Origin of the sequence: Microbacterium sp. IEGM 1404, assembly GCF_030056775.1 — a bacterium.
In the GTDB taxonomy this organism is placed as follows: Bacteria; Actinomycetota; Actinomycetes; order Actinomycetales; family Microbacteriaceae; genus Microbacterium.
In genome coordinates, this window is record NZ_JASHKP010000002.1 from 265707 (window position 1) to 278972 (window position 13266).

At 70.1% G+C, this 13266-nt stretch carries 13 protein-coding genes; 7 read left to right on the forward strand and 6 right to left on the reverse strand.

The features are described from left to right. Positions 1 to 52 precede the first annotated feature (52 nt). Together QM517_RS06990 and QM517_RS06995 are read left to right on the forward strand one after the other, a co-directional pair. The gene (locus QM517_RS06990) at positions 53 to 568 is read left to right on the forward strand and encodes an RNA polymerase sigma factor (RefSeq protein WP_283286168.1); all 516 of its coding nucleotides are present in this window, start codon (positions 53 to 55) and stop codon (positions 566 to 568) included. Further along, entirely contained in the window at positions 555 to 1568 is a 1014-nt protein-coding gene (locus tag QM517_RS06995) for a hypothetical protein (RefSeq protein WP_283286170.1), read from the forward strand. Before QM517_RS06990 ends, QM517_RS06995 begins: the two co-directional genes overlap by 14 nt. Positions 1569 to 1578: 10 nt before the next feature. Here QM517_RS06995 and QM517_RS07000 read toward each other — a convergent pair whose 3' ends face one another. Beyond that, positions 1579 to 2505 carry an aldo/keto reductase gene (locus QM517_RS07000; protein WP_283286172.1) on the reverse strand — a complete coding sequence of 309 codons (927 nt, stop codon included), beginning with the start codon at positions 2503 to 2505 and terminating at the stop codon, positions 1579 to 1581. 135 nt (positions 2506 to 2640) lie between these two features. On the opposite strand from QM517_RS07000, the gene QM517_RS07005 reads away from it, so the two are divergent. From QM517_RS07005 to QM517_RS07020, 4 genes are all read left to right on the forward strand, one after another. Then, positions 2641 to 2931 carry a hypothetical protein gene (locus QM517_RS07005; protein ID WP_077052720.1) on the forward strand — a complete coding sequence of 97 codons (291 nt, stop codon included), beginning with the start codon at positions 2641 to 2643 and terminating at the stop codon, positions 2929 to 2931. A 428-nt stretch (positions 2932 to 3359) separates the two neighbouring features. Beyond that, a complete protein-coding gene (locus QM517_RS18615; protein ID WP_283286173.1) occupies positions 3360 to 4013 on the forward strand; it encodes a response regulator in 654 nt (217 codons plus the stop codon). Next, complete coding sequence (locus QM517_RS07015) at positions 4010 to 5170, forward strand: sensor histidine kinase (RefSeq protein WP_283286174.1); 1161 nt, start codon at positions 4010 to 4012, stop codon at positions 5168 to 5170. Before QM517_RS18615 ends, QM517_RS07015 begins: the two co-directional genes overlap by 4 nt. Continuing rightward, a complete protein-coding gene (locus QM517_RS07020; RefSeq protein ID WP_283286175.1) occupies positions 5167 to 6180 on the forward strand; it encodes a hypothetical protein in 1014 nt (337 codons plus the stop codon). The genes QM517_RS07015 and QM517_RS07020 overlap by 4 nt, the downstream gene beginning before the upstream one ends. Before the next feature lie 14 nt (positions 6181 to 6194). Here QM517_RS07020 and QM517_RS07025 read toward each other — a convergent pair whose 3' ends face one another. From QM517_RS07025 to QM517_RS07045, 5 genes are all read right to left on the reverse strand, one after another. Beyond that, on the reverse strand, positions 6195 to 6650 hold the full coding sequence (locus QM517_RS07025; RefSeq protein WP_238592393.1) for a hypothetical protein: 456 nt from the start codon (positions 6648 to 6650) through the stop codon (positions 6195 to 6197). Next, complete coding sequence (locus QM517_RS07030; protein WP_283286180.1) at positions 6647 to 8212, reverse strand: SLC13 family permease; 1566 nt, start codon at positions 8210 to 8212, stop codon at positions 6647 to 6649. Before QM517_RS07030 ends, QM517_RS07025 begins: the two co-directional genes overlap by 4 nt. A 45-nt stretch (positions 8213 to 8257) precedes the next feature. Next, positions 8258 to 9775, reverse strand: coding sequence for a leucyl aminopeptidase family protein (locus tag QM517_RS07035; protein ID WP_283286183.1), 1518 nt, complete (start codon positions 9773 to 9775; stop codon positions 8258 to 8260). Continuing rightward, positions 9772 to 11463: an MFS transporter gene (locus QM517_RS07040; protein WP_083735179.1), complete on the reverse strand. Its 1692-nt coding sequence runs from the start codon at positions 11461 to 11463 to the stop codon at positions 9772 to 9774. The genes QM517_RS07035 and QM517_RS07040 overlap by 4 nt, the downstream gene beginning before the upstream one ends. 77 nt (positions 11464 to 11540) lie before the next feature. Next, entirely contained in the window at positions 11541 to 11978 is a 438-nt protein-coding gene (locus QM517_RS07045; RefSeq protein ID WP_083696726.1) for an SHOCT domain-containing protein, read from the reverse strand. Between the two features lie 371 nt (positions 11979 to 12349). Here QM517_RS07045 and QM517_RS07050 point away from each other — a divergent pair, with 371 nt between their 5' ends. Continuing rightward, entirely contained in the window at positions 12350 to 13135 is a 786-nt protein-coding gene (locus tag QM517_RS07050) for a CPBP family intramembrane glutamic endopeptidase (protein ID WP_283286187.1), read from the forward strand. Positions 13136 to 13266 lie beyond the last annotated feature (131 nt).

Sequence of the window (13266 nt, forward strand, 5' to 3'; positions counted from 1 at the left end):
GGATCCGGGTGCGGCCGACACAGCACTGTCGAGCGCACGGGAACGCGCGCCCATGAAGGACGAGAGCGAGTTCGTCGGGCTGTTCCGCGAGCACTACACCGCCGTCCGACGGTTCATCGAACGCCGGGTCTCCGACAGCGAAGCGGCCGCCGACCTCACGATGGACTGCTTCGAGATCGCGTGGCGCAAGCACGTGCCGTCCGAGCCGTTCGGGTTGCCGTGGCTGTACCGCACGGCGCGCAACCTCATCGCCAACGAATACCGACGCCGCGACCGGGAGGAGGCGCTGTGGACCCACATCGAGCACCACGTGCGCACCCTCGCGGCCGGATCCGACTCGGAGATGACCCGACGACTGGTGGAGGCCGTCCGCGCTCTGCCCGATCACGAACGGGAGATCCTCTGGCTGACGTACTGGGAAGACCTGTCCGCCGCGGAGGTGGCCGTGGTCATGGGAATCAGTCCCGGAAGCGTCTGGACCCGCCTGAACAGGGTGCGGACGCGGCTGCGTCCCGCGCTGCAGGACGCTCGCACTCCGTGGGAGGAGGTGCCCGGTGACCGACGATGACCTCGCGCGCGCGCTGCGTGCTCTCGACCCCGCGCGGACCCCGGCGGACGCGCCGGTGCCCCTCGCGGCCGAGCGGCGCCTCCGGGAGATCCTCGAGCGACCCCCGCGGGAGATCGCCGCCCGCCGCCGTCGTGTGCTGCCGGGCCTCGCCGCCGCCGCCGTCGCCGTGGTGGCGCTCGTGGTGGGCACCATCGTCTGGTGGCCCGCGCCGACGGCGACCGCGCTGACGCCCGAGCCGCTGAAGTACGCGGCGGTGGACGACGACGTGTCCGCCCTCCTCACCGCCGCGCAGGATCGTCTCGCGCACAACCCCGGGCGCGACGACGCGGTGCGCCGATCGCTCACGCTCGGGTGGTTCGTCAGCGCCACCGTCGGAGAGCCCGACGCGACGGTGTTCCGCCGCGAGTGGGTCGACGTGTCGTGGAACACCGACCTGTCGGGCTCGGTGGTCACGACGGTGGCGGAATCGACCGACGCGGCCGGCGACACCGTCCCCGCCGACGACCCCGCGCCGGGCACGGTGGTGGGCGACGCGTCCTTCATCCGCGGACAGTTCCGTCCGCTCTCGATCGATCCGCCGTCGGCGACGATCGACGCGATGCGGGAACTGGTGGCGACGGCGGTCGGTCCGCAGACGCCACTCCCCTCCGGCGACGCCATCATCGGGGTGCAGACGCTGCTCGGCGAGTGGACCTTCAGCGACGCACAGGAGTCGGCGCTCCTGGATGTCGTGCGGGAGGCCGCCGATGTCCGGGTCCTGGGCCGCACGACCGATCGGGTGGGGCGCGCGGCGATCGGACTCGGCGGAATTCCGACCAGTACGCCGAACACGGATGCCACCCTTCTCGTCTCCCTGGACTCGGGGCGGATCCTCGGGGTCGAGACGAGCCTGCGGGCCGCCGACGACACCCTCGGGCTCCCGGCCGGTTCCGTGACCTCCTACACGCTGTGGGACGTCGAGGATCGCCCGGACGCGCCCCCCGCTCCCGCCGCGCCGTAGCGGCCGCGCCTCACCGCCAGGGTCGCTCGGATCTCCGACGCCAGTACCGTTCCGGGTCGTCCGCGAGCCGTCGGAGCGCGGCATCCGTGACGGGCACCGCGGGCGCCTCGACCCCGCGACGCAGCTGGTCGCGGGTGGACGCCCCGCTCAGGACGATGTCGACGCCGGTCTGCGCACGCGCGGCGCCCAGGGCGAAGACGTCGCCCGCCTCGCCCGCGGCCTCGGCCGGCGGATCGGCCACGAGCTCCCCGTTCGCGAGCGCCTCTTTCACGACGACGGTCCATCCCTCGTCGTGGGCGCGCGCGAGCGCCGGTCCGACCGAGCTCTCGCGGAGATTCCACGTGGCCTGCACCACCGAGAACGGCGAGGCGTCGAGGGTCCGCGCCGCGTCGAGCACCGCGTCCTGATGCGGACCACTGGTCGACAGCCCCACGCGGACTCCCGTCTCGGCGAGCTGTCGGAGGTCGGCGAGAAGCTCGGCGTCGCCGAGCGCCGGGCTGTCGGGCGTGACGGAGTGGATCAGGTAGATGTCGGGCGCGCGTCCCAGCGCCGCGAGCGTCTCGGGCCATTGCCGTCGGAACATCGCGACCGAGTGCTCCTTCCGCTCGTGCACCGCGGCATCCATTCGCCATCCCCCGACGTAGGCGTACCCCCACTTCGACCCGACCGTGATCTGCGACGCACGGTCGGGGTTTCGGTGAAACCAGGCGCCCAGGAACTCTTCGGCGAACCCGTACGACCGGGCGACGTCGATGTAGCGGATGCCGAGATCCCACGCCGCATCGAGCAGGTCGTCGCTGCGTGCGCGCATCGCCGGGACCGTGCGACCGGCGGCGTCGCCGAGGTCGGCGGCGCGACCGGTGGTGATGTAGGCGGGGCGTCCCACCGCTGCGAGGCCGAGCCCGAGGGCCGCGACCGGGACGGGCTCATCGCTCATGGCACGACGCTAGTGCGTGCCGCCGACATCCCCCGGGTCGCCCACGCCGTCCGGGTTCCTCGTCGCGAGCGGTGGCCCGTGTCGGCGGTCGGGGGTACCGTGATCCTCCTCGGCCGGAGAAAGGTTCCGGCACCCGTGACGCAGTGGCATCCGATCCTCGCCGCAGTCGAGGGTCCCACCGGCACGTGGCGGATGATCGACCCGCACGGCCACGAGTACGGGCGGGTCGAGATCCGCCGCGTTTCGCCCGGCGACCGGGTGATGTACAAGGCGGTGCACGACGACGAGGTCATCGGCTGGGCCGGCTCTCTTCGCGTGGCGTGTTTCCAGGTGCACATGGCATTCCTGTCATCTCTCCGGCCCGGCGGGGGCCCGGCCGCCGATTGGGGAGAACTCACCGGAAACGGTCGCCGACCGCGAATATAGGCCCTCAGAGATCCCGTTCATGTTCACGTAACCAGTGAATTTCGCAAATGGATCCACTTACTGCCACGATGAGCGCGGGAGGAAGTCAATGGCACGTGTACGCACCGTCACGCACGGATACCGGCTCGCCACCGGGTGGGAGAAGATCGATCGTCGTCCCCTGACGCCGGAGGTCGCTCACGAATTACGGTCCCTGGGTTACACCATGGTCGTGGCGAAGCGAGGGCTCTTCGATTCACGCGAGATCTCGCTGAATCAAGCTCTGCCTGTGCGGTGAGCAGAAAAAGCCCACCGGAATAAAAATTCAACCGATTTAACTAAACAAATTAACTCGAGCCGGTCCCGAACGGCAGAGAAAGAAAGAGCCCGAGGGGACGTCGTCGTCCACCCTCGGGCTTTTTCGCGACCTGCCGCGGTAGCATTCGAGCGTGCCGCCGGGGGGAAGAAAAATCATCCGCATCGGGATCGTCGACGATCATCCCGCGGTGGTGATCGGCACGGCCGCTTTTCTCAACGCCCAACCCGACCTCCGGGTATTGACGACGGGCTCGACCGTCAACCAGCTCCTCCGTGATTCTCCGTCGCTCGATGTCGTGCTCCTCGACCTGGTCCTGGCGGATCGCTCGAGTCCGGCGGAGAACATCGCCGCTCTTTCCGGAACGCACGCGCGGATCATCGCGTACACGTCCGGCGACCGCCCGCAATTGATACGGGATGCCGCGCGGGCGGGGGCCGACGGAATGATTCGCAAAAGCGAATCCCCGCGCGTCGTCATCGACGCCGTGCGAGCGGTGCACAACGGAGAGGTGTCGGCGACGACGGACTGGGCGGCAGCGCTCGATCAGGACACCCATTTCGTCGATGCCGCCCTGTCGACGCGGGAGGCGGAGGTCCTCGGACTCTACGCGTCGGGCGAGACGGCGGAACACGTGGCACTTCTGCTGCACATCTCGCGCGAAACCGTTCTGGACCACATCCGCCGAGTGCGCGCCAAGTACGCCGCGGTCGAGCGGACGGCCACCACCAAGGTCGATCTGCTCCGGCGGGCGGTCGAGGACGGCATCGTCGAGTTCGGACGATGAGGATCCGGCATCCCCTCAGCGCCGGCGATCGGAGCCCCTCGGTCGACCGATCGCTCGGCATGCTCATGTCGCTCTCGGCCGTCGTGCTGGTCGTGGCGGAGTTCACGCGGGCCACGAGCCAGCTGGGCTCCTTCAGCCTCTGGTGGAACGGGCTGGGGGCGGCGATGGTCGTCCTCGTCCTGACGAACGCGGTCGTGGGCGGGCGCGCGCCGGAGGCGGTCCTGCAGATCACGTGGGCCGCGGTCGTGGTTCTGGTGATCGTGCTGGAGACGACCGTGTTCCTCGCATACCGCGGCCCCGACCCGGACGCGCTGTTCCCCTGGGTCTGGCGGTTCGAATCCGTGGCCGTCTGCTATCTCGTCCTGCTGGCCGCTCCCCCCGTGGCGGTGATCTTCCCGCTCGTGGCCGCCTTCCTCCCCGCACTGTCGGGGATCGTCTTCCTGGGGCGGGTACCCGATCTCATCGCCGCCCAGACGCCGCTGCACCTGGGCAACGTCGTCTTCGCCGTGCTGTTCCTCGCCATGCGGTCGCGTCTGCTCGCCCTGTCGAGGGCGGAGAACGCCGCGCGCGCCGAGGAGGCGCGTCGTGCCCTGCTGGATGCGCGGGCGCGCCGCGAGGAGCAGCTCGCACGCGTCGTGCACGACGAGCTGCTCTCGGTGTTCTCCGTCGCCCTCCATCTCACCGGCCCCACGCCCGACGTGGTGCGGACCGAGGCCGGGCGCACCCTCCGCCGTCTGCGAGGAACGCTCGTCGCACCCGACGACGGGACGATGATCACCGGCCGCGACGCGCAGAGCCGGGTCTCGGCGAAGCTGCGGGAGATCCTGCCGGAGGTGACGCTCACGGGCGACGGTGATGCCTCGTGGGTGCCGACGCGGGCCACCGAAACGGTGTGCGCGGCCGTGGCCGAGGCCGCACGCAATGTCGCACGTCACGCCCCGGGCTGCACGGTGGAGGCGAGCGTGCGCGCCGTTGAGGGAGCCCTCTCGGTATCGCTGACGGACACCGGCCCGGGTTTCGTCCTCGAACGGATTCCGCTCGAACGTCTGGGGGTGCGCTCCAGCGTGATCGGCCGGATGCGGGACCTGCCCGGCGGCGACGCCCGCATCGACAGTTCGCCGGCGGGCACGACGGTGGTCGTGGAGTGGCATCCATGATTCCGCCCTCCGCCGGATCGGGCCTCGACGGACTCCCCGCGCGGGTCGCCCTCCTGTTCGTGTGGATGACGGGGATCGCGCACGGTCTGGAGGTGCGCGCCTTCGACGTCGACACGGCCCCGGTGCTCCTCGCCTACGCGTTGGCGGCCGTCGCGGCCGTCGCGGTGACCCTGCCGCCCCGGGGGCGACTGCCGGCGGCACCGACCGCAGCCGTGGTGACGCTCGGGGCGACGATCACCGTGATCGTGCTGACCTCCCCGGACGTGTCGCACGTCGTGTGGTTGTTCGATTTCGCGTCGTACCCGATCGCGCTCCTCATCCCCCGCGGCCGACCGCTCGTCGGCGGCGTCTGCCTCGCCCTGCTCATCGCGGCCGGCACCGCCTGGGCACTCGTGAGCGACCAGACCGACCCGTCCTGGGGACGGATCGTGTCCGGGCCGCTCGTCGCCGGCGCCATCGGCTTCATCTGGCTCAGCACCCTCCGCCGCATCATCGGACGCGAGACGTCCGCGCGGTCCGATCGCGAGCGCGCCGAGATGCTCTCCGAGGCGGCCGTGGCGGCGACGCGCGCGTACCAGGACGAACTCGCCCGCGTCACCGACGAGAGCGAACCCGTCCTCCTCGACATCGCCGGGACCGAATACCTCGACGAGCCCACCCAGCGCCGGATCGGCATCGTCGAGGGCCGGATCCGAGATCGGCTGCGCGCCGGAGACCTGTTCCACCCGCGCGTCACCGCCGCCGTCGACGCGGCCCGCGACGGGGGTGTCCGCGTCCTCCTCATCGGCGGCGGGACCATCGACGACGAAGGGATCTCGGACGACCTCGCCGACCGGATCGTGGGAATCCTCGAGCTGCCCGGGCTCGAGCACGTGACCGTGCGCAGGCTCCCCCCGGGGCGGAGGGCCGCGGTGTCCGCCGTCGCCGGGACGACCGGTGGCACGGTGCGGGCGGCCTTCGACCACGCCGGCCGAGACGTCGGGATGCGCCCGGACACCTCGGCATCCTGACACCGTCCCGAAGGTCAGAGAGCGGTGTCGCGGTGCGGCGCGGGCGAGGAATCCAGGACGGACCTCACCAGTCCCCGAGCGAGGGTCAGCACCGCGACCAGGAGGGTCACCGCCCAGAATCCGCCGAGCCTCACGGCGTCGCCGAAGAAGAGGGCGACGAGCTCCAGGACGACGAACTTGCTTCCGGGAAGAAGGAGGACGAGCGTGGCGATGTTGACCGCGCGCGTCGCTCCCGTGCGCGCACCGCGCAGTCTCGCGACCGTCGCCTTCTTCACCGTCAGCACGACCTCCAGCACGATCTTGAGGACGACGGCGGTGAGGAGGGCGAGGAGGAACGATTCCGCGATGACACTGGGGAAGAGCTGGATGAAGGCTCCCAGCACCACGAGGTAGACGAAGACGTCGACGAGATCCGTCGCCCGAAGTCGCAGCCTTCTCGGCCACGAGACGCGGCGTGGGGTGGCGCTCACGAGAGCGGCCAGATCAGGGGCACGTAGAACACGGCCATGACGACGAAGAACACGGCCAGGAGAATACCGAGCTTCCAGTAGTCGCCGAACCGGTATCCGCCCGGCTCGAGCACCATCAGGTTCGCCGGGGTCGCGATCGGCGTGAGGAAGGATGCCGCTCCCGCCACCGTGAGCGCCATCATGAACGGTTGCACGGAAGCACCGAGGGTCGTCGCCACGGCCACCGCGATCGGCGCGACGATGAGCACCGTCGCCGTGTTGCTGATGAGCTGGCCCAGCACGACGGTGAGGACGACCAGGGCCAGCAGCGCGATCTGGGGACCGGCATCGCCGACGACGGCGAGGAGCCACCCGGCGACGAGATCGGCCGTGCCGGTCTCGGTGAAGGCCGTGGAGAGCGGGATCATTCCGGCGATCAGCACGACCGTCGTCCAGGAGATCGAGTGATACGCCTGCGACGGTGACACCGTCCGGGTCACGACCAGAGCGCACGCGGCGAGGAGAGCCGCGACCGCGGGAGGAACGAGCCCCGTGGCCAACAGCACGACCATGAGTCCGACGATCGTCATCGCGCGTTTGGCGCCGACGCCCAGCGGAACCGAACGCCGCAGCTGCGCGGGGGTGTCCACGACCAGGACCTCGGGTCCCTCGGTGCGGGCGACCAGATCGTCCCACGCCCCCTGGAGCAGCAGCACGTCGCCGAGCCGCGCACGGAACTCGCCCTCGCGGAGGACCTCCTCGCCGCGGCGCGCGGCCAACAGCACCAGATCGCCGCTGGGCGTGACCATTCCCGGAGTCAGCCGCACCCCGATCAGCGGCGACCGAGGGGGCACGATGACCTCGGTCACCCCCCGAGCCGGTCCCAGGATCAGCCCGGTGTCGCCCTCGAGCGAATACTGCCGGCGGAGGAGCCGCGCGTGGTCGGACAGGTCGACGGACATCACTCCGCCGTTGCGCTCGGGCAGGAGGCGGCCGCCGAAGATCACCAGGATCGCCACGGTGCCGATCAGCAGCGGCGCGCCCACGGCGGCGAACTCGAAGAAGCCGAACGCGCGGCCGCCGTTCTCGACCGCCACCTCCGACACGATGATGTTCACGGGCGTCCCCGTGAGCAGCAGCATCGACCCCGCGTGCGCGGCGAAGGCCAGCGGCATGAGCAGCTGGGAGGTGTGGATGCCCGCCCGCGCCGCGACCACCACGACGAGCGGGAGGAGCGCCGCCACGGCGCCGTTGACGCTGATGAGGGCCGTCAGACCCGCGACCAGCAGGCTGAGGACGATGAGGAGGGAGATACGACGGGTGCCCGCTCGCGCGATCACCATCTTTCCCGCCCAGGCCGTGACCCCCGTGGCATCCAGCGATTCGCTCACGACGAAGAGCGCCGCGATGAAGAGGACCGTCGGGTCGCCGAAGCCGGAGAGCGCCGCCGACAACGGCAGCACTCCCGTGAAGTACAGCGCAAGAGCGACACCGATCGCCACGACGCCGAGCGGGACGCGGTTGCTCACGAAGGCGACGACGGCCAGCAGCAGGATCGTCAGCGTCGCGACGACAGGGTCCATCTCGGCACCGATTCGAAGGAGGAGGGAGAGGTCGGACGTCCGCGGTCAGGCGGACGCGTCCGATCCGAAGTGCGCGGCGGCGTGCAGCAGCAGACGTGCGCCGAAGCCCGTCGCCCCCGCCGAGCGCCAGGAATCGTCCTTCTCCGTCTGCATGGTCCCGGCGATGTCGATGTGCGACCAAGGGATGTCGCGCACGAAGTGCGACAGGAACAGCGCGGCGGTCGTCGCTCCCGCGTAGGGGCCGCCGAGATTGGACATGTCGGCGATCGCGGAATCCAGCTGCGGCCGGTACTTCTTCTCCAGCGGCAGCCGCCACACCGGCTCGTCGGTGGCGGCGGAGGCCGCGAGGACCAGGTCGGCCGTGGCGTCGTCGTTGGAGAAGACCGGCGCGGTCGATCCACCGAGGGCCATCAGCGCGGCGCCCGTGAGGGTGGCGATGTCGAGGATGGCATCCACCTCGTCCTCCACGGCGAGCGCGAGCGCATCCATCATGACCAGGCGCCCCTCGGCGTCGGTGTTCTTCACCTCGACGGTGGTCCCGTCGCGGGCGACGAGGACGTCGCCCAGCTTGTACGCCGTCCCGGAGGGCATGTTGTCGGTGCACATCAGCCAGCCCGTGACCGCGGCCGAGACGCCGCTGTCACGCAGGGCGGTGAAGGCGCCGAGCACGGCCGCGGCCCCCGCCATGTCCATCTTCATGAGGAGATGCATGGGGTCGGACGGCTTGAGGCTGATCCCGCCGGAGTCGTACATGATGCCCTTGCCGACGAGCCCCAGGTGGCGGCCGCCACCGCCCGCCGGACGGTAGACGAGCTTGACCATGCGCGGTTCCTCGGACGACCCCTGGTTCACCCCGAGCAGACCACCGCAGCCGAGCTCGACGAGGGCGGCTCTGTCGAACACCTCGACGTCGAACCCGTACGTTGCACCGAGCTCGACGGCGACCTCCGCCATCCGTGTCGCCGTGAGGCGTCCGGGCGGCGTGTTCGCGAGGTCGCGTGCCACGACGGCGGCGCGCGCGGCGACGCGTGCCGTGGCCGTCCCTCGCTCGAAGGCATCGTCGGCGACGCCCTCGAGCGAGAGCTGCAGCGCGGCGAGCGGGACGCGCTTCGACTCCGACTTCAGACCGGTGTATCCGTAGCGCGCGAGGAGAATCCCCTCGACGAGCGCGGCGGCCTCGACCTCGCCCGCGCCGTCCGGCACGCCGCCGTCCACGACGAGCGCGACCCGCGCCCGACGGGCCGCGGCGCGCGCGAACGCGGCCGCGACGTCCCGCAGGAGCGCGGGGGTCAGGTCGCTCGGGGCGCCCCCGCCGACCGCGACGAGATCGGGTCCGGACGCGACCGGGAGGGAGAGCGTGCTCCCCACCTTCGCGTCGAAGCCGGCGCGCACGAGCGCCGCGCGATCGAGTCCGAGCGCCGATGGCACCTCGCCCTCGGCGAAGACCACGTAGCCGACGGCCTCGGTGTCCTCCGCGCCGTCACCCCGGGTGACGACGACCGCGTCGAGCTCGACGAGGCCCGGCACGGACGGGGAGTCGATGGATGCTGTTCCCTGCGTCATGACGACGCCTCCTTCTGGGCCACCGGGTTGAGGGGGATGCTCGCGTCGATGGCATCCGGATCGTCGGGCTCCACCTTCTCGGGCAGTTCTCCGGCGATGCGGCCCGGCATGCGGGTCGCCGGGATGATCGCCAGCAGCGCGAGACCCGCGAGCGCGAGCAGCGACACCTTCAGCGCGAGCACGCGTCCCTCTTCGTTCACCTGGATCGCGGCGGCGGTCTCGGCCTCGGACGCACTCGTCGTCCGAAGGACCGCCTCCAACTGGGCGTTCGTGAGGAAGTCGGCCTCGTTGATGTTGACCTCGCTGATCAGCTGAGGAGAGATCTCGGGGTGCGCCTCGGCGCTCGCCTGCAGGGTCGCGGCCAGGATGCCGACGGCGAAGGCGCTCGCCACGGCGATTCCCACGGAACCGCTGAGGTTGTGGACGAGACCGCGCCAGGCCCCCACATCGCCCGCGAGCTGCTTCGGTGCGGACGAGAGGAGCGTGTTGAACACGAGGGCGACGATCGCTCCCTGCCCGAGGCCGAGGAGGACGAGCCCCACGACGATGAACGCCTGACCCCAGTCGCCCCGGATCGTGAACGCGATCAGCGACAGCGCCGCCGCGACCACCACGAACCCGACCGACCCGATGATCCGCGGCGGCGCGACCTTGTAGAGGTAGGCGACGAACGTCGACGCCAGGAAGATCGAGATCGTGTACGGGATGATCGAGAACGACGTCTGGATGCCGGTCAGCCCCTGCACCACCTGCATGTACAGCGGGATGAGGAAGTTGGCCGCGGTGCCGACGAACAGCATGATCGACATGCACGCCGTGATGGCGAGTTCCGTTCCGGATGCCAGCACCCGCAGGTCGAAGATGCGCGGGGCGCCCTCGCGCTGACGTTTGCCGACCCACAGGAAGAACAGCTGGCCGCCGATCAGCCCGAGGATGATCAGGAGCGGCGCGGGCGAGACGCCCAGGACGTCGAAGGGCGCCTGCGCGGTGGCCAGCCACAGGCCCCACGAGTTCAGCCCCGAGAAACCGAAGCTCAGCAGGATGATGGACACCGCCGCCAGAAGCGCGCCCGTCCAGTCGATGCGGAGATCGCGCTGCGCCGGGACGCGCTTCAACCGGAAGCTGAGCACCAGGTTGACCACGCCGAGGGCGACCATGAGGGCGAAGGAGTACCGCCACCCGATGGTCTCGGCGAACCAGCCGGCCAGGAGGAGGGCGAGGATGCCGGCGAGCGGGATGGCCGCGGCCAGGAGCCCGATCGCCTTCGCCTGACGATCACCGCTGTAGTTGGTGGCGATGAACACCGTCAACGCCGGCGCGATCAGTGCGATGACGGCACCCGACGACGCCTGCGCGATGAACAGCATCGCCGGGCTGAGGCTCAACGCGACGCCCGCCATGGCCGCCGCGTGGATGGCGACGGCGATCTGGAAGACACCGCGGGTGCCGAAGCGCGCGCCGATCTTCGCCCCCAGAAGGATGAAGGCGGCCATCGCGAACGTGCCCGCGGTGATGGCCGTTCCGACCGAGGTCGCCGGAGTGTTCAGATCGGTCGTGATCCCCGCCATCGAGACGGTGAGCGCGTTCACGGCGAAAGACGCCTGAACCTGCGTCAACACCACGACGATGAGCGGAAGCCACGACGCGGTGCCCGTGGTCGTCGCGGCCGAGGTCTTCGTATCCGTCATCGTGACCTTCCCAGTGGGACTTCGAGAGCGCCGGCGCCGGGCACCGGCGCTCTCCTTCGGATGGTGGAGGGGTCGGCTCAGCCGAGCGCCTTGACCTTCAACCGGTCGAACTCGGCCTGCGAGATCGTCCCGGCATCCAGGAGCGCCTTCGCCTTCGCGATCTCATCCGCGGGCGTCAGCGTCTGACCCGCGACGGACTTGATGTAAGCGGCCTGGGCCTCCTCGTACCGGGCGGCCTGAGCCTGGCTGCGCTCCCCCATCCCGCGACCGCGGACGATGAGGTACACCAGCGCGGTGAGGATCGGGAAGAACACCAGGAAGATGACCCACGCCGCCTTCGCCCACCCGTTCAGCTTCCGATCGCGGAAGAGGTCGCCGATCACGGAGAAGAGGACGAACAGGTAGCTGATGAAGATGAAGACGGCCAGGAACCACCAGATCAGGTCCCAGAACGAACCCCAGAATCCGTGGTATTCGACGGCGGAGATGGGAGTGATGGTCTCGGAGAATCGCACGGGACGTGCCTTTCGGGTTGACGACGCGAAGCCTCGCCAGAATAAAAGCCGCCCCCTCGCCGCACAGGGCGGAACAGCGATATCGGGGCTGAGAACCCCTAGAAGTGGGGGGCGGTGTGGCGCGAGGTTTCTCACGCGTGGAACGCCGGTCTCGCGGCGAGCCTGGATTGACCCCGTCGGGAGCTCGGTCTCGCACTCGATCGATGGATGCTGCGAGGATGAAGGGAGACGCGGCGTCGATGATTGACTCCCTCGCGTCGCGGAACGGAGTTGTGGTGACGACAGGGCCCTCCGATCGACGACACACGCCGGCGAACGCGCATCCGCCGGCGACCGAGACACCCGCGGAGCGGGTGCCCCGACGGTTTTGGGTGGGACTGGTCGCCGCGATCGTCTACGTCGCCCTCGCCGGCGGCGTCGCCGAGCTCCTGACCGAAGGGATCTCGACGGAGGACGACGTCGCCGAGCTCTCCCTCGGCCACTTCCCGGTGCTGATCCCGCTCGTCGCGGCCGGTGTCTGGTTCGTGTGGCGGGCAGGGTGGACGAAGCACGTCTGGCGCACTCCCGCGGCATTCGAGACACAGCCCCGGCGATGGTGGATGCTCGCGTTCCCGGCGCTTCTGCTGATCCAGTCGATCGTCCTACTTGCGGGCACCCCGTGGGGAGCCTGGAGCGCCGCAGTGCTCGTCGTGATCGTGCTCGTCAACATCCTGGTGGGCGTGGGAGAAGAGCTGTACTTCCGCGGTGTTCTCCGCGCCAGCCTCCGTGCCCACCACGGCGAAACGGTGACGCTCCTCGTCACCTCGTTGATGTTCGGTGCGGCTCACGCCCTCGGCAGCGTCCTCGCCGGGACCGGGGCCGGCTTCGTCGCGTTCCAGGTCGTCGTTACAGCGACATCGGGCGCCGTGTTCTACGGCGTCTTCCGGGCGACCGGCCGGCTGTGGATCGCGATGGGACTCCACGCACTCAACGACTTCACCCTCCGCGTATCGAGCGGCGACCTCACCTCGAGATCCGCGGACAACCTCGATCCTTCGCCGATCAACGTCGTCGTCCAAGCACTCCTCTGGGTGCTCGTGCTCGTGCTGCTGACCAGCTGCATCCGGCAGGACACGGCCGAAAGACGCGAAAAGCGCGCCGCTTCGACGGAAGTGTGAGGGTGCGCGTTCGGCGCCGCCGCGACCAGGATCCTCACGAGGCCGCGGGACCGGAGACCCGTCGCTCTAGTTGCTCGATCAGGCTGCGCATTTCCGCACCGCTGAACCCGCGCACGCTCTTGCGTTGGAGA

Bases quoted from the DNA above. Each gene is read 5' to 3' on its own strand.
- QM517_RS06990 (WP_283286168.1), top strand. From the start codon at position 53: ATGAAGGACGAGAGCGAGTTCGTCGGGCTGTTCCGCGAGCACTACACC.
- QM517_RS07000 (WP_283286172.1), bottom strand. From the start codon at position 2,505: ATGAGCGATGAGCCCGTCCCGGTCGCGGCCCTCGGGCTCGGCCTCGCA.
- QM517_RS07015 (WP_283286174.1), top strand. From the start codon at position 4,010: ATGAGGATCCGGCATCCCCTCAGCGCCGGCGATCGGAGCCCCTCGGTC.
- QM517_RS07020 (WP_283286175.1), top strand. From the start codon at position 5,167: ATGATTCCGCCCTCCGCCGGATCGGGCCTCGACGGACTCCCCGCGCGG.
- QM517_RS07030 (WP_283286180.1), bottom strand. From the start codon at position 8,212: ATGGACCCTGTCGTCGCGACGCTGACGATCCTGCTGCTGGCCGTCGTC.
- QM517_RS07035 (WP_283286183.1), bottom strand. From the start codon at position 9,775: ATGACGCAGGGAACAGCATCCATCGACTCCCCGTCCGTGCCGGGCCTC.
- QM517_RS07040 (WP_083735179.1), bottom strand. From the start codon at position 11,463: ATGACGGATACGAAGACCTCGGCCGCGACGACCACGGGCACCGCGTCG.